At 40.4% G+C, this 15919-nt stretch carries 13 protein-coding genes and 1 pseudogene; 5 read left to right on the top strand and 9 right to left on the bottom strand.

The features are described 5' to 3' along the window. Positions 1–319 precede the first annotated feature (319 nt). The 3 genes from AC0VZ5_RS18295 to AC0VZ5_RS18285 all read left to right on the top strand — a co-directional run bounded on the left by AC0VZ5_RS18295 (position 320) and on the right by AC0VZ5_RS18285 (position 2426). Positions 320–823 (top strand): TFIIB-type zinc ribbon-containing protein, encoded by a 504-nt coding sequence (locus tag AC0VZ5_RS18295; protein ID WP_475474830.1) that lies wholly within the window; start codon positions 320–322, stop codon positions 821–823. 99 nt (positions 824–922) lie between these two features. Beyond that, positions 923–1681 (top strand): hypothetical protein, encoded by a 759-nt coding sequence (locus tag AC0VZ5_RS18290; protein WP_475474829.1) that lies wholly within the window; start codon positions 923–925, stop codon positions 1679–1681. Further along, positions 1668–2426 (top strand): hypothetical protein, encoded by a 759-nt coding sequence (locus tag AC0VZ5_RS18285; protein ID WP_475474828.1) that lies wholly within the window; start codon positions 1668–1670, stop codon positions 2424–2426. Before AC0VZ5_RS18290 ends, AC0VZ5_RS18285 begins: the two co-directional genes overlap by 14 nt. Positions 2427–2752: 326 nt before the next feature. Here the strand turns inward: AC0VZ5_RS18285 and der are convergent, their stop codons facing one another. The 9 genes and pseudogenes from der to ndk form a co-directional block, all read right to left on the bottom strand. Next, positions 2753–4222 carry a ribosome biogenesis GTPase Der gene (gene der, locus AC0VZ5_RS18280; RefSeq protein ID WP_010389444.1) on the bottom strand — a complete coding sequence of 490 codons (1470 nt, stop codon included), beginning with the start codon at positions 4220–4222 and terminating at the stop codon, positions 2753–2755. A 93-nt stretch (positions 4223–4315) separates the two neighbouring features. Then, positions 4316–5494, bottom strand: a complete 1179-nt coding sequence (gene bamB, locus AC0VZ5_RS18275; RefSeq protein ID WP_054201418.1) for an outer membrane protein assembly factor BamB — start codon at positions 5492–5494, stop codon at positions 4316–4318. 10 nt (positions 5495–5504) lie between these two features. Next, positions 5505–6125: a YfgM family protein gene (locus tag AC0VZ5_RS18270; RefSeq protein WP_138605797.1), complete on the bottom strand. Its 621-nt coding sequence runs from the start codon at positions 6123–6125 to the stop codon at positions 5505–5507. A 44-nt stretch (positions 6126–6169) separates the two neighbouring features. Further along, positions 6170–7450 carry a histidine--tRNA ligase gene (gene hisS / locus AC0VZ5_RS18265; protein WP_138605799.1) on the bottom strand — a complete coding sequence of 427 codons (1281 nt, stop codon included), beginning with the start codon at positions 7448–7450 and terminating at the stop codon, positions 6170–6172. Between the two features lie 186 nt (positions 7451–7636). Then, a complete protein-coding gene (gene ispG, locus AC0VZ5_RS18260) occupies positions 7637–8755 on the bottom strand; it encodes a flavodoxin-dependent (E)-4-hydroxy-3-methylbut-2-enyl-diphosphate synthase (protein ID WP_198522851.1) in 1119 nt (372 codons plus the stop codon). 5 nt (positions 8756–8760) lie between these two features. Further along, on the bottom strand, positions 8761–9642 hold the full coding sequence (locus AC0VZ5_RS18255; RefSeq protein ID WP_178956959.1) for a RodZ domain-containing protein: 882 nt from the start codon (positions 9640–9642) through the stop codon (positions 8761–8763). A 372-nt stretch (positions 9643–10014) separates the two neighbouring features. Next, positions 10015–10914: pseudogene (pilW, locus tag AC0VZ5_RS18250) on the bottom strand (type IV pilus biogenesis/stability protein PilW); the annotation flags it as partial. Positions 10915–11028: 114 nt separating this feature from the next. Further along, complete coding sequence (rlmN, locus tag AC0VZ5_RS18245; protein WP_010389431.1) at positions 11029–12159, bottom strand: dual-specificity RNA methyltransferase RlmN; 1131 nt, start codon at positions 12157–12159, stop codon at positions 11029–11031. A gap of 184 nt (positions 12160–12343) precedes the next feature. Beyond that, entirely contained in the window at positions 12344–12775 is a 432-nt protein-coding gene (gene ndk / locus AC0VZ5_RS18240) for a nucleoside-diphosphate kinase (protein ID WP_008111339.1), read from the bottom strand. Positions 12776–13046: 271 nt separating this feature from the next. Between ndk and AC0VZ5_RS18235 the strand changes: the two genes are divergently transcribed. Both AC0VZ5_RS18235 and trhP read left to right on the top strand, forming a co-directional pair. Next, complete coding sequence (locus tag AC0VZ5_RS18235; protein WP_475474827.1) at positions 13047–14372, top strand: methyl-accepting chemotaxis protein; 1326 nt, start codon at positions 13047–13049, stop codon at positions 14370–14372. A gap of 154 nt (positions 14373–14526) precedes the next feature. After that, positions 14527–15912 carry a prephenate-dependent tRNA uridine(34) hydroxylase TrhP gene (gene trhP, locus AC0VZ5_RS18230; protein ID WP_475474826.1) on the top strand — a complete coding sequence of 462 codons (1386 nt, stop codon included), beginning with the start codon at positions 14527–14529 and terminating at the stop codon, positions 15910–15912. The last annotated feature ends 7 nt before the right edge of the window (positions 15913–15919 follow it).

Here is a 15919-nt window from a genome sequence, read left to right as displayed (position 1 = left end):
TATTGTTTTACTGGTGTTTAAAATAAAACATATTGGAGTAGCGATATTTAATAACGTATTTTGCTAACTGATAAGGCGAATAGCCAACACCCAAATATTTATTGAGCATTTCATGCTTAGCTTTGCAGGTTCGAAATCCGATTATGATGAAGAGAAATGGATTTGGATTACTTGCTGTACGTGAAAAAAATGTCAGATGATGCACATGAGTTTGTATTGGCAGGTCATACTACATTGCTACCACCATTAATCGGCCTGATACACAAAGCATTAGAATAACTATTTAACTTTAGGTATTAAAATAAAAAGGATTTTGAAAATGTTGTGCCCTCGAACGAATACACCATTGGAGCCTATATTAGTTGGCGGAATCACTGTTTATACATCGTCGTTAGGCGGCGTATTTTTTGATAACAGCCAAATTTTTAAATTTAGCTCGCCAGGGTTAAAACATGGTCAGATTTTACTTAAGTATTTAAGTAATTATGCCGAAGGTGAGAGTGAAGTCGCAATGCGAGTGAATTGCCCTAAATGCCCAAGCATAGTGATGATGCGTAGGTATTTTTCACCGCTAAAAGCAGTTGAAATAGATGAATGCCCAAGCTGTGCGGGAATATGGCTTGATAGTGGCGAATTAAGCAAAATACATGAAAACCATTTAACACCCAAAGAACGAAAACTGCTAGCCCACGAAATGGCCACCAATCATGGGTTTATAACTATTAAAACGCCAAAATCGAAATATTATCCTAAAGCGCCTAAAAACCTTCAAGGCACCACAGTTGAACGGCTGGTGCAATTGGCAGTACTCAACTTTGAGTAATAAATTAGTCTCGTCCGCTACATTAATTTTTAATTCGCAAATGTTGCCAATTAAAGTATGACTTGCAAGAACAAATTTTAAAACCAAGGAAGGCTGAGTATGAAGGACAATAAGCGTAAAACCGCACTGCAATTTTACTGTGTGCTACTGGCATGCTTTTTGACATCAGGCTGTGATTTTTTATTTGATAAAGCGCATGGTTATCGTGGACCCATTGTTGTGACGATTGAAACAGAGGATGGCTCAGTGCCAGAGTATCCTTTTTTGATAGAGTCTGTGTACACAGAGTCATGTGGTCATAGTAGTTGTGGCATAGACTCAGGTTATAGATTCTTTAAAACTGCCTATGCTAATAAGCCAATTACCTTCCCACGGGATCGTGTGGATTTATTACAACCCAATGCCTATGCAACAATTCTTTTTAAGGTTACCCATCCTAATTATCACTACAATGTATTTACGCGAGGCTTTGGGCCCACCGATGCTGATGATCCTATTCATATCACGTTTACCGTTAAGCCGTTTGCTGAACAAATGAATAAAGTAGCTGGGTGGGCGACTGGCCCTAAACAAGACATGCAAAACTTTACACCTGAGAGCAGAGAATATAAAAAAGCAGACATTCGGTATCGCCAAGCGCGCTTTAATTTAGGAAAGACGATTAAAAGGCACATTACGGTGATCAAAACTTTTTACTTACCCCATTTTTCAAAACGTATGCAACAACGGGTTATTGAAAAGTATCAACCGATTTTTAGAGCCTGGTATTACGGCGTACCTGAAACGGATTGTTGGGATATGGTTGACTGTAGAAAGCAAATTTTAAAACCAAGGAAGGCTGAGTATGAAGGACTATAAGCGTAAAACTGCACTGCAATTTTACTGTGTGCTACTGGCGTGTTTTTTGACATCGGGCTGTGATTTTTTATTTGATAAAGCGCATGGTTATCGCGGACCCATTGTTGTGACGATTGAAACAGAGGATGGCTCAGTGCCAGAATTTCCTTTTTTGATAGAGTCTGTGTATACAGAGTCGTGTGGTCATAGTAGTTGTGGCATAGACTCAGGTTATAGATACTTTAAAACTGCCTATGCTAATAAGCCAATTACCTTCCCACGGGATCGTGTGGATTTATTACAACCCAATGCCTATGCAACAATTCTTTTTAAGGTTACCCATCCTAATTATCACTACAATGTATTTACGCGAGGCTTTGGGCCCACCGATGCTGATGATCCCATACATATCACGTTTACCGTTAAGCCGTTTGCTGAACAAATGAATAAAGTAGCTGGGTGGGCAGAGCAAGGCAAAGTGATGATGCAGAACGCGGCACTAGATAGTAATGAGCATTTCAATGGAAAAATGCAGCTTTGGCAAGAGCGCTTTAATTTAGGAAAGACGATTAAAAGGCACATTACGGTGATCAAAACTATGTACTTACCCCATTTTTCAAAACGTATGCAACAACGGGTGATTGAAAAGTATCAACCGATTTTTAGAGCCTGGTATTACGGTGTACCTGAAACGGATTGTTGGAACAAAATGACTTGCCAAGAACATATTTTAAAGCCAAGGGAAGCTGAATATGAAGGATTATAAGCGTACTTGTCTGCAATAATACTTAATTAATTTACTGGATAAAATCAGATGCTAACCGCGTTAAGAGTTTTTATCTGCGACGGCATGGATGCAGGAGCAAATGCCGAGAAAAATTAAATAATCTGGACTGTGGATAATAAACCTATCTCAACCAAAGTTCAGCTTAAATAAGAAAATCGTGCCATGTTATCGAGATGGTTTTCTTACCTCAAAATAGCTCACGTAATTAAGCGAATTAGCGTAATTAACATGACTTAATTTTGAATCATAAAAAAATGGCGTACTATAAAGTACGCCATTTTATGAAACTGACTCAATTAAAGCTGTTATGATTTATTGCGGTTTTCTTTACTAAACGCGCGAATTTTACGTTTTTGCGACAGGGTTACTTTATTAGTACGCCCTGCAAATGGGTTATCGCCTTCTCTAAATTCAATTTTGATTGGGGTACCCATAATTTTAAGTGCTTTACGGTAGTAGTTCATTAAGTAGCGTTTGTAGCTATCAGGTAAGTCATGCACTTGGTTACCATGAATAACGATACGTGGCGGGTTATAGCCCCCAGCATGCGCATACTTAAGCTTAACACGACGCCCACGAACAAGTGGCGGCTGGTGGTCGGCCTGTGCCATGTCCATAATACGACGTAACATAGCAGTGCTAATTCGCTTAGTTGCCGACTCATATGCTTCGTCAACTGATTCAAATAAATGGCCAACACCGGTACCATGCAGAGCAGAGATAAAGTGTAGGCGGGCAAAATCAATAAAGCCTAAACGACGATCAAGCTCAGTCTTAATACGGTCTTTAACGTAGTTATCTAGACCATCCCACTTATTCACGGCAATAACTAATGAGCGCCCTGAGTTAAGCGCAAAACCTAACAGGCTTAAGTCTTGATCAGAAATACCATCGCGGGCATCAACCACTAATAACACGACGTTACAATCTTCGATTGCTTGTAGCGTTTTAATGACTGAGAATTTCTCAACCACGTCACTTACTTTTTTACGTTTACGCACTCCAGCGGTATCGATAAGAATATATTCTTTGTCGTTACGGGTCATCGGAATGTAAATTGAGTCGCGGGTTGTACCTGGCATATCGTATACAATAACACGGTCTTCACCTAGTATACGGTTAGTAAGGGTTGACTTACCTACATTTGGACGACCAATAATTGCCAGCTTTACCGGCTTGTCGGCAAACGCTTGGTGATCGGTGTCATCTTCTTCACCTTCTTGATATAAGTCGATAAGTTCTTCATCGTCATCGGCTACATCTTCATCAAGAGCGGCAAGTTCAGCAATAACAGGCTGAAGAGTTTGCTCAAGCAGTAAAGTAATACCACGGCCATGTGCGGCAGCGATATGATGAACTTCACCAAGTGAAAGTTGATAAAATTCAGCACAGTTTGAGTCAGCATCAATGCCGTCTGTTTTATTGGCAACAACAAAACATTTTTTCTCTTGCTTACGTAAGTGGTTAGCAATAGCTTGATCAGCCACTGTCATACCCACGCGAGCATCAACTAAAAATAAAACAATATCCGCTTCTTCAATGGCTAGTAATGACTGATCAGCCATTTCGGTTTCGATACCTTCTTCTGAGCCATCAATACCGCCCGTATCTACCACGATAAATTCAAAGCCATCGTAATTTGCTTGGCCATATTTTCTATCACGCGTTAAGCCAGGAAAGTCGGCAACGAGTGCATCACGAGTACGTGTTAAACGGTTAAATAATGTGGATTTGCCCACATTGGGTCGCCCTACAAGAGCGATCACGGGAAGCATAAACTACCTCTTTAAAAAACAACAAAAGGCTTCGCAGTGCGAAGCCTTACAAAAAATAATTAACTATTAGTGCCTTACACTAATAGTAGACAGTTAGTTCGGTATTTTTACCGCGCTAACTTCACCATCGCGGGTGTATAAAATCAATTTATCGTCAGCGACAACGGGCTCAACAAAAAAACCTGAGCTGTCAAAGTCTTCACGAGATACTAGCTCGCCAGTTTCTTTATTTAACCAATGCAAATTGCCTTCTTGGTCACCTAACGCTAAATAATTACCGGCAACCGCTGGGCCTGTTAAGTACCAGCCACGTAGAGCGGGTTGGCTCCAACGTTCAATGCCCGAATCTTTATCAAGTGCATAAACAACGCCGTTACTATCAACAACGTAAATTGTTTGCAAATCCATGCTAATTTCGCGGTAGCTGCTGTATTCACGTTTCCATACAACATTACCTGAACGAATATCTACTGCTGATAAGTTACCATTGTAAGCAATAGCATAAGCAAATGGACCGCTAATGATTGGCTGCGTGTCTACATCAACTAAACGTTCAAACTCTGATGCGCCTTTTGGCACTGCAATTTCTGCACTCCATGCCGAGTAGCCACTCTCAGAAATTAAAACACTTAACTTACCAGTTTCTAAGCCTAGTAACACACCACCGTTAGCCACAGTAGGTGAGCTTTGACCGCGTAAAGTTAGCGGTGGCACTTCTTGCTCAAAGCTCCAGCGTTCTTCACCAGTATCTGGGTGAAGCGCAAGTAACTTACCTGAGGCTAAATTGACAAAGATTAAGCCATCGCCTGCAGCGGGTTTAGAGAGTGATTCGCCAGGTACTTTTTTACGCCAAACTTCTTTACCAGTCTCACGGTCAAGTGCAATTACATAACCATGTTCAGAGCCTAAATAGATTTTACCATAAGCTTGTAATATTCCGCCTGATAATTTTGCACTATCGTTATCGCTCCAAGGCCAAAACGATAAATCTTGGCGAACGTCGGTTTCCCATTGGGTATCGCCATTGGCAAGTGATAAGGCTTCTACTTGGCCTTCACGGCTAGCAACATACACTGTCTCTTTATAAACAGCAGGTGATAGGCGTGAAAAGTAATGCTCTACACCACTACCAATTGATTCTTGCCATACCACATCAGTTTCAAATTGATTGGCTATTTCTGGAAGCACCAGTTCTTCTTCGTCATCACTTGAAGAACACCCCATTAGGGTTGCCATACATAGGGCAAGCGTTGCTGTTGTTATTTTTCTCATGCCTAAAACCTTATGCCGCTGGGCTAGTTACTGCTAGGTCATCTAACTTAATTTGTAAAAGAGGATTACTCGTTAATCCGCCGGCATCAACAGCAGCTTGGTAGGCTACGCGTGCTTGTTCTTTATTGCCTTGCTGAGTGTAAATGTCACCTTTTAATTCAGCCACATTTGCGTTAAATGCTTCAGGAAGAGGAGCATTTAACGTACTTAATGCATCATCGTATTGCTGCTGAGCAATTTGCACACGCGCTAAACGTGTTGTTGCAATGGCTTTAAGCTCTGCGTTATCAACGTTAGTTACGATCCAGCTTAACTTTTCATTTGCTACATCTAAGTTTTGGGCATCTACTGCTTCTTTTGCAGCAACAAATGCCGCTAGAGTTGCGTACTGAGTGTCTTTGTTTTCAGTGATAAATGCATCAGCAGATGCTAATACGCTGTCGCTTTCAACAAGCTTAGTGTATGCATCAGATGCTTGCTCTGCAGTCGTTATTTGATTTTGGTTGTATGCTTTCCAGCCATATAAACCACCTAAACCAACAATAACGCCTAACGCTAGTGAAAGGCCGTTTTCACGAAAAAAGCGTTTAATTGCTTCTGCTTGTTGTTCTTCTGTTGAATAAATTTCCATGCTTACCTCTGTTAAAGCGCTTCACTACTTACGCTTTATATAATTTAGCTATTAATTAGTTCTGCAAGTAACGTTTTAGCTTGTTCTAGTTCTAGTGTGACTTGTTCCTTACGCTCACGTAAGTATTTAATAGTCACAACGCCTTGCTCTAATTCATCTTCACCGATAATAATTGCGACGAGCGCATCGCTTTTATCAGCACGTTTGAGTTGTTTTTTAAAGTTACCAGCGCCAGCGTGCACCATAACCCGTAATCCAGGTACATCACGACGTAAGGTAGATGCAATTATAGGCGCTTGAATACTGGCTTTGTCGCCCATAGCTGCTAAATATACATCAGCACTACGGCGTATGTCACCTACACATTCAAGTGCTTGAAGTAGTAAAACCAAGCGCTCTAAACCCATCGCGAAACCTACCGCAGGGGTTGATTTACCGCCTAATTGCTCTACTAAGCCATCATAACGACCACCAGCACATACAGTACCTTGTGCACCTAAGCTGTCGGTTACCCATTCAAATACAGTGCGGTTGTAATAATCTAAGCCACGTACCAGCTTTTCATTAACCGTGTATTTGACGCCTGCGGCATCTAATCGTTCACATAAATTTTCAAAATGTTCTTTTGATTCAGCATCTAAATGTTCAGATAGCTTTGGTGCATCGACTAAGATTGCCTGAATATCTGGATTTTTAGTATCCAAAACGCGCAGTGGGTTAGAGTACATACGACGCTTAGAATCTTCATCTAGTACATCGGTATGTTGTTCTAAAAAGGCGATTAAGGCATCGCGGTACTGTGCACGTGCTTCGTTTGAACCTAATGAATTAAGTTCTAAACGCACATGGTCAGTAATGCCAAATGCTTCCCAAAGTTGCGCCGTGAGTAAAATAACTTCGGCGTCAATATCGGCGCTGGCAATACCAAAAGTCTCTAAACCAAACTGATGAAATTGACGGTAGCGACCTTTTTGTGGGCGTTCATGGCGAAACATAGGGCCCATGTACCAAAGGCGTTGTTCTTGATTGTATAACAGGCCATTTTCGTTACCTGCACGGACACACACTGCAGTCCCTTCTGGGCGCAGAGTTAAATTGTCGCCGTTACGATCGGCAAAGGTGTACATTTCTTTTTCTACTATATCGGTTACTTCACCAATAGAGCGTTTAAATAGGTCGGTTGATTCTACAATTGGAAAACGAATTTCTTGATAACCAAACGATGATACGGTCTCGCGTAAAATGTGTTCTACTTTCTGCCAAACTTGCGTATCGCCTGGCAGGCAATCGTTCATACCGCGAACTGCCTGAATTTGTTTTGCCACTGATAAATCCTAAATCTGTTTATGTGCAGCTCTGGGCTGCAACCACGTAAAACTAAAAAATCGACCCTGCATTATAACCCTAACTATAAGGTAATTGCGAGCGCAGCGGGGCGTACGTAATTTATACTACGTTTGAATGCCGCGGCTAAAAAAGGTCAATTAAATACATAGTGTTGTAACAACACATCACTCTACGATTTTTATATCGATTGGAGTTTGCTGTTGTTTCTGATCAATGAAATCACGTACATAGCCTTCAAGTTGATCAACAATATTATTGTTATCAATACGCGCTTTTTGGCGCTCGCCGTTAATGTATAAACCTGAGCGACGGTTTGCGCCGGCAAGGCCAATATCACTCACTAATGCTTCGCCTGGTCCGTTAACCACACAGCCAATGACTGACACTGAAACTGGCTCAATAATATCTTCTAAGCGCTCTTCAAGTTGATTCATGGTGCTTACTACATCAAACTCTTGGCGCGAACAGCTAGGGCAAGCAATAAAATTAATGCCGCGAGAGCGAATACGCAATGATTTTAATATATCAAAGCCTACTTTTATTTCTTGAACTGGGTCTGCCGCTAGTGATACACGCAGCGTGTCACCAATACCTTCAGCTAATAACATGCCTAAACCGACGGCCGATTTAACTGAGCCAGAGCGCATGCCGCCTGCTTCAGTAATGCCTAAATGCAGTGGCTGATCGATTTCTTTTGCAAGTAGACGATACGCGCCAACCGCTAAAAATACGTCTGATGCTTTCACTGAAATTTTAAATTGGTCAAAGTCTAAGCGACGTAATATATCTACATGACGCATAGCAGATTCAAGTAGAGCTTCAGGTGTTGGCTCGCCGTATTTTTCTTGTAGGTCGCGCTCAAGTGAGCCGCCATTTACGCCAATACGAATTGGAATGTTATGCTCTCGGGCCGAATCAACAACGGCTCTAATACGTTCTTCACTGCCAATGTTTCCTGGGTTAATACGTAAACAATCAACACCATACTTTGCTACTTTTAATGCAATGCGGTAGTCAAAGTGAATATCAGCAACCAGCGGTATCGATACCTGCTCTTTAATGCTTTTAAATGCTTCAGCTGCATCCATGGTAGGAACAGATACACGTACTATGTCAGCACCGGCATCTTGAATCGCTTGAATTTGAGCTACAGTGGCATCAATGTCCATTGTGTCTGTGTTGGTCATTGACTGCACAGCAATTGGTGCACCATCACCAATTGGAACATTACCCACATTAATGCGGGTGGATTTTCTGCGTTTTATAGGAGATTCTGAAAACATAGCGACTACTCTGCTAAGGGTAATTTAAATTTAGCTAAACGGTTTTTAGGAAAAGCCGAAATATCAACTGGCTCACCATTTAGGGTAATACGAACAACATCGTGCTTGCCTAGTACCACTGAAAAAGGCGCTACACCAGTTAAGGTCATTTCGTAGCCTGCTTTTTTTACACCAAATGCAATTTTCTCATCGTTGGCATCGTGGATTTCAACCCAGCTTTCGTCATTAAACATCATAATAATGGTGCTTAAATCACTGCTTGTTGGTTCACTTTGGCTTTGTGCATCGTTAAGGGGCGCAGCCTGAATTGTTTGTTGTTCATTGATTACGGCTGGGTTTGCTTGTGGTGCAGGCTCAATATCATTTGATTGTGCTTCATCGACAGCTTCATTGGCCTCATCAGCGAGTCGTTTTGTATTTTCTTGTTGCACAGTGATGAATGAGTTACTCGCTTTTATAGTATTAGTTTGTTCATCAATAGGCGTTGCATTTTGCCACCACCATACGGCTGATGAGCCAATAACAATGGCTAAAATTAAGTAACTTACCGTCATTAGTCGACTGTCATGCGCTTCTTTTTCTGTACGCCTTGAAAAGCTTTGCATATCTACAGGCTTATCTGAAGCACTAAAGGCAGGCAACATCGCTAAAATAGCGCTGCTATCTATGTTTAGTGTGCGGCAATAATTTTTTATGTAGCCTTTAACAAATGTTTTTGCGCCTAGTAAATGATATTCATCGTTTTCAATATGCTGAACTTGTAATTCAGTTAACTTTAATAACGAGGCAATATTAGCAAGGCTAATGTTTGCATTTTCTCTATGTGTTTTTAGTATTTGACCTACAGAGGGTTCATCGCTCTGCGGTTGTGTATTATCTTCATTCATAATGTGTATCAGTTTGGATCCACTAGTAAAAGTTTAAGTTTTGGCTTAACAACCAGAGTAAGACTTCGTTTTTATTTTTTAGTATTCGTTAATTCTTGTTGCTAAGGCGCACTATAAAAAGGCACTACATTTAATATTTTAAAAACTATACCGTGTTTTGATAAAGTTTATGTGTTTTTAAGTCCTTTAATACACCTTATTTGTAGCAGTTTAGCATTGTATCACACTGAAATGCTAAATTGCTTTCCCCTAAAACAAGCATTTGCACATCACCCTTTGTGCTTTATTTTAGTTTACAGTTAAAAGGAGTGTAATTATCTAGCGTATTTTTTTTATTTGCTCATCTGACGCTTTGTTATTTGAAGCCGGTACTGGGCTTTTTTTACGAATAATTTTTATTTTCGGCTCAGCAATAATTTGGTTGTTATTACTACTTTCTTGTAATTCATCTAGCTGGGCTTGGCGATATTTTTCACGTAGTACTTCAAATTCTGTTCGTCTTAACTGATTATCGCGAATGGCGTTAGCTTGCATACTACTTGGGTAGGTTTGTAGTAAGGTTGTCGCAATTTTTTCTGCTTCTTCAATTTTCCCCATTCGTTGTTTAACCAAATAGCCAAGCAACAAAGCGCGAGAAGAAACTTGCGCGGTATCGTCATAACGTTTTATTAAGTTACTGGCTTTGTACAAGTCGCTTTTTGCATAATATAGAGCCGCTAAACTTATTAATGTAGATGCGCGTTGTGAGCTATGGTTTAGTGCTTGTTGAAAATAGCTCTCGGCATTTGTGAAATCGTTAAATTCAATAGCGCACAGAGCCAAATTTTCATAGCTTTGCGCTACACGAATATAACTAGGTATTTCAATCGCTTTTAAAAATTGATCGGTGGCGCGATCATACTCATTAATACTGCACAAAAACGTGCCGTAGTTGTTTAAGGTGTTAGGGTCATTTGGCTTGATAGCCAGTGCTTTTTGATAGGCTTTGTCGGCTAATCCGTTCTCGCCAACTTGTTGGTAATAGTATGCTAAAGAGTAGTGTACTTCGGGTAAGTTTGGAGCGTACTCGTTGGCACGTTCTAGGTTATATTTAGCTTGAGAGTTATTGCCTGTATTTAAATACTGTAATGCCAATGCTATGCGCGTGCGAGCTGCACCATCGTTATTAATTTTATTCTCGAGGACCGGTTTATCGCTGCCGTTGTAACTATTTTCGGTAACACAACCGCTTAAAAACAGTGTTGATAGTGCTAACGTAAGTAAAGATCGCATTACTTTGTCTCTTTATTTATATCCATAACCTCTATCTTACCTCAAAGCCTTTGTGTTGCATCATTTATTTAAAAATAAACGATATATCACAAAGGCTTTTGATTACTCAAAAAATTAGGCTTGATGAATATTCACTGCAATTGCATTGTCATCACGCATTTTCTTTTTCGCCATACGCTTCGTACGGTCTACAACATCGCCAGCTAACTGGCCGCAGGCAGCGTCAATGTCATCTCCTCGGGTACGACGAACAATACAGGTAATCCCGGCAGCTTGTAATACTTTAGAGAAGCGATCAATTCGACTGTTGCTTGAACGAGTATATTCATTACCTGGGAATGGATTAAATGGAATAAGGTTTACCTTAGAGGGTGTTCCTTTTAACGTTTTAACCAGTTCATGAGCTTGATCAGTACTATCGTTAACGCCGTTAAGCATTACATATTCAATAGTCACATCTTTGTTGGCTTTTGAACCGTCTATGTAACGACGACACGCAGCTAAAAACTCTTCAATTGGGTATTTTTTATTGATCGGTACTAAAATATCACGCAGGGCGTTATCTGGCGCATGCAGTGAAATTGCCAGTGCTACGTCTATTTTTTCTTTCAATAAATCAAGAGCAGGTACCACACCTGAGGTGCTTAATGTAACGCGGCGTTTAGATAAACCAAAGCCCCAGTCGTCCATCATTAACTCCATTGCAGGTACCACGTTTTTAACGTTAAGTAACGGCTCGCCCATACCCATCATCACTACGTTAGTGACAGGACGCTTTTCGCTGTTGCCATCAAGGCCAATGTCTTTGGCTACTCGCCATACTTGGCCGATAATTTCAGACACTTTTAAGTTACGGTTAAAGCCTTGTTGAGCTGTTGAGCAAAAAGTACATTCTAGTGCACAGCCCACTTGAGAAGATACACACAAGGTGGCGCGATCTTTTTCTGGGATCCAAACTGCTTCAACTTCTTGACCGCCTTCTAACACGAGTGCGTATTTGATGGTACCGTCGCTGGCTTGTTGGCGAACTGATATTTCTGGTGCAACAATTTCGCATTCATTTTTAAGCTTTTCTTTTAGCTTTTTGTTTACGTTACTCATTTCGTCGAAATTATCTACGCCAAAATGATAAATCCATTTCATCACCTGATCGCCACGGAATGGCTTTTCACCGAATGATACAAATAGCTCTCGCATTGCATCTCGGTTTAAATCTAATAAGTTAATCTTTTTTTGCTCGGTCATGTAACAACCTCAATCGGTGACGGTGGAGATAAAAATATACGAGGGCGAATTGTACACAATTCACCCAGTTTAATCATTAAGTAAAGCATCAAAAATATGCTTACGAATACTTTACGTAATGACTAAAAAAGGGCTCGAAAGCCCTTTTCATACTTTGCATCACAGGGTTAGCTGTGAACTCGAATTAACGAGTACGTGGGCAAAGCTCTTCGTCAGCGAAGAAGTACGCGATTTCGCGAGCAGCAGATTCAACAGCGTCAGAACCGTGAACCGCATTTTCGTCGATGCTATCAGCGTAGTCTGCACGTAAAGTACCAGCTAGTGCTTCAGCAGGGTTAGTAGCACCCATGATTTCACGGTTTTTAAGAACAGCGTTTTCGCCTTCAAGAACGGTAACCATTACTGGGCCAGAAGTCATGAAAGATACTAAAGCGCCAAAGAAAGGACGTTCGCTGTGTTCAGCGTAGAAACCTTCAGCTTTCTCTTGTGAAAGGTGAACCATTTTAGCTGCAACGATTTTAAGACCCGCAGTTTCGAAACGGTTGTAGATTGCGCCGATGTGGTTTTTAGCAACTGCATCAGGTTTTACGATTGAAAAAGTACGCTCTAAAGCCATCTTTGTGCTCCAATAATTTAAATAAAAGGTTGAATATTAACGGGCGCGAATTATACGCGTTTTAGTTAAAAAAACCTAATTTATTCTACTTTTCCAACTTTTTAAATTTGTTAGCTTGTATTTATGAACTAAAAACAATGTTTTTACATTTATTATATGTTCATAAACTTGAACTATACTTTTTTATCTAAATGGTGTGACTTTTGTTAAATATACACTTTTATATGGATCCAAATGCAGGTCGAGTACATGCAAAAATTAAGGTAAATATATGTTTTTTAACCAATCTTTAAAAAATCAAATTGCTGATTTACAAAGTAAGCTTTCTGTAGGAGAGCAGGTTAAGCAAAGTTTAGATAGTGAGATGTTGGTATTGGAGCTTGATAAGCAAGGTGCAATATTAAGACAAAATAAAAACTTTGAACGGGAATTTAATTACTCAAATAGCCAAATACTCAATAAAAAGATTTTAGATTTTATTCCAGAAAACGCTAGAAATAATGCTGATTTTCATGCCTTTAAAAAAGCGTTAAGTAAAGCCGAACATTTTGCTGGCGCTATTCAAGTATCTCACGAAAACGGACAACGAGATTGGTTACGCTGTATTTTACACCCGATAAAAAATGAGCAAGGTCAGCTTGAGTATTTAACCCTACATTGCACTGTGCTTACACAAATAATTGAAAGCTCGAGAGAAAACGAAGATTTAATCAAAGCATTGCATCGTTCAACAGCGGTTATTGAGTTCGATACTCAGGGTATGGTTCTGCGTGTTAATGACAACTTCTTAAAAAGTATGAGTTATTCAAAGCAAGAAGTTTTAGGTAAGCACCATGGTATGTTCTGTGATGAGCAAGAAGCGAGTAGTAAAGAGTATCAAGTCTTCTGGCAGCGCCTGCGAAATGGCGAGTTCATTGCCGGCAGATTTAAACGTATTGATAAGCATGGTAATGAAGTGTGGTTAGAAGCGTCGTATAATCCGATTTTTAATGAAGCAAATGAGCTTTATAAAGTAGTTAAATTTGCTACTGTGATCACAGACCAAGTAGAAAAAGAACTGGCCACAGAACAAGCGGCGAATATTGCGCACGGCACTTCAATTGAAACTGATAATAACGCGGATAAGGGCGCAGAAGTGGTACAAAAAACCGCACAGGTTATGAACGAGCTGTCGGTGCAAATGGAGCAAACAGCTCAAGAAATTTCAGCGTTAGATAAACAATCGCAACTGATAGCGAGCATAGTGCAAAGCATTAGCAGTATTGCTGACCAAACCAACTTACTAGCACTTAATGCAGCTATTGAGGCTGCAAGAGCTGGTGAGCAGGGTCGCGGTTTCGCTGTAGTCGCTGATGAAGTCCGTTTGCTTGCCTCAAGAACCAGTAAAGCTACCGAAGAAATTGTGGATGTTGTACAGCAAAATCAAAACTTAACTCAAGCCACTGTTGCTGTTATAGAGCAAGGTAGAAATAAAGCGCAACAAGGACTCGAACTCTCCAAAGAATCTGGTGTTGTAATGAGTGACATTAAAAAAGGCGCACAACAAGTTGTTGATGCCGTTAGCCAATTTTCTAATCAATTAAGTAGTAAAAAATAACTTAAATTTGCTGCTCTTCATTTTTAACACAGAAGAGAAATTTTGATGATCTTGATCAAAGTTTCTCTTTTGACCACTCATTATACTTGCACGCTTTATTTCCCTTAACTATTCATGCAACCGGCTTGAACTCGGTTCGATGTATGGAGCGCACATGTCAGCAGTTACTTCTTCAACCCCGTTTATTCCTGAACTACTTTGCCCAGCAGGTAGCTTAAAAAACATGCGTTATGCCTTTGCCTATGGGGCAGACGCTGTTTATGCCGGCCAACCTCGTTACAGTTTAAGGGTTCGCAATAATGAATTTGATTTAGATACTTTACAAATAGGTATTAACGAAGCTCATGCGCTAAATAAAAAGTTTTATGTAGTGTCTAATATTGCCCCACACAATGCGAAAGTAAAATCGTATTTACGTGATATAGAGCCAGTAATTGCTATGAAGCCGGATGCATTGATCATGTCCGATCCTGGCTTAATTATGTTAGTGCGTGAAAAATGGCCTGATATGCCCATTCACCTTTCAGTACAAGCTAATGCAGTAAACTATGCCAGTGTATTGTTTTGGGCAAAACAGGGTATTGAGCGGGTAATTTTATCTCGCGAGTTATCGCTTGAAGAAATAAGTGAAATTCGCTCTTTATGCCCAGAAACAGAGCTAGAAGTATTTGTTCATGGTGCTCTGTGTATGGCCTATTCAGGGCGCTGTTTACTCTCAGGCTATATTAATAAGCGCGATCCTAACCAAGGCACGTGCACTAATGCGTGTCGTTGGGAATACGATGTTAAACCTGGCACTGAGAACGAAACCGGTGAAATGGTACATAAAATCGATCCTAAAACGGTTATACCTACGTTAGGTGAAGGCGCGCCAAGTAACAATGTATTTATGCTTGAAGAGCAAGGCCGCCCAGGCGAATACATGCCTGCATTTGAAGACGAGCATGGTACTTATATCATGAACTCAAAAGACTTACGCGCCGTGCAATACGTAGAGCAGCTAACAAAAATGGGGGTGCATAGCTTAAAAATAGAAGGGCGTACTAAGTCATTTTATTATGTTGCGCGTACCGCTCAGGTGTATCGTAAAGCGATTGACGATGCCGTCGCAGGTAAACCATTCGATGCTGATTTATTCAAAACTCTTGAGAACCTAGCGCACCGTGGTTACACCGAAGGATTTTTAAAGCGCCACGCCCACCAAGATTATCAAAATTACGAATACGGCCATTCAGTTTCTACCAAGCAGCAATTTGTAGGTGAGGTACTAGGGCGAAATGCTAATGGTTTGGTTGAAATAGATGTAAAAAATAAGTTTTGTGTTGGCCATTCATTAGAGCTAATGACGCCGAAAGGTAATATTAGCTTTACCCTTAAAAGTATGGAAAACAAAAAAGGCGAAAGCATTACTGATGCTAAAGGCTCTGGCCATATCGTAAAAATTCCACTGCCTGACACTATCGATTTAGAGCACGCGATACTGATGCGAAATTTGGATGAAAACCAAGATACCCGCAATCCGTTTAAGCATGCTGTTTAACGGGTAA

The sequence above is a fragment of the Pseudoalteromonas sp. QJM3NY_12 genome, assembly GCF_056173165.1.
Note: the sequence above shows the minus strand (reverse complement) of the source record. Positions and strands in the feature narration are given on the sequence as shown.

Coding starts and splice junctions, on each gene's coding strand:
- der (WP_010389444.1), bottom strand. CDS start 4,222: ATGCTTCCCGTGATCGCTCTTGTAGGGCGACCCAATGTGGGCAAATCC.
- bamB (WP_054201418.1), bottom strand. CDS start 5,494: ATGAGAAAAATAACAACAGCAACGCTTGCCCTATGTATGGCAACCCTA.
- AC0VZ5_RS18290 (WP_475474829.1), top strand. CDS start 923: ATGAAGGACAATAAGCGTAAAACCGCACTGCAATTTTACTGTGTGCTA.
- AC0VZ5_RS18285 (WP_475474828.1), top strand. CDS start 1,668: ATGAAGGACTATAAGCGTAAAACTGCACTGCAATTTTACTGTGTGCTA.
- ndk (WP_008111339.1), bottom strand. CDS start 12,775: ATGGCTTTAGAGCGTACTTTTTCAATCGTAAAACCTGATGCAGTTGCT.
- AC0VZ5_RS18295 (WP_475474830.1), top strand. CDS start 320: ATGTTGTGCCCTCGAACGAATACACCATTGGAGCCTATATTAGTTGGC.
- rlmN (WP_010389431.1), bottom strand. CDS start 12,159: ATGACCGAGCAAAAAAAGATTAACTTATTAGATTTAAACCGAGATGCA.
- trhP (WP_475474826.1), top strand. CDS start 14,527: ATGTCAGCAGTTACTTCTTCAACCCCGTTTATTCCTGAACTACTTTGC.
- AC0VZ5_RS18270 (WP_138605797.1), bottom strand. CDS start 6,125: ATGGAAATTTATTCAACAGAAGAACAACAAGCAGAAGCAATTAAACGC.
- AC0VZ5_RS18235 (WP_475474827.1), top strand. CDS start 13,047: ATGTTTTTTAACCAATCTTTAAAAAATCAAATTGCTGATTTACAAAGT.
- AC0VZ5_RS18255 (WP_178956959.1), bottom strand. CDS start 9,642: ATGAATGAAGATAATACACAACCGCAGAGCGATGAACCCTCTGTAGGT.
- ispG (WP_198522851.1), bottom strand. CDS start 8,755: ATGTTTTCAGAATCTCCTATAAAACGCAGAAAATCCACCCGCATTAAT.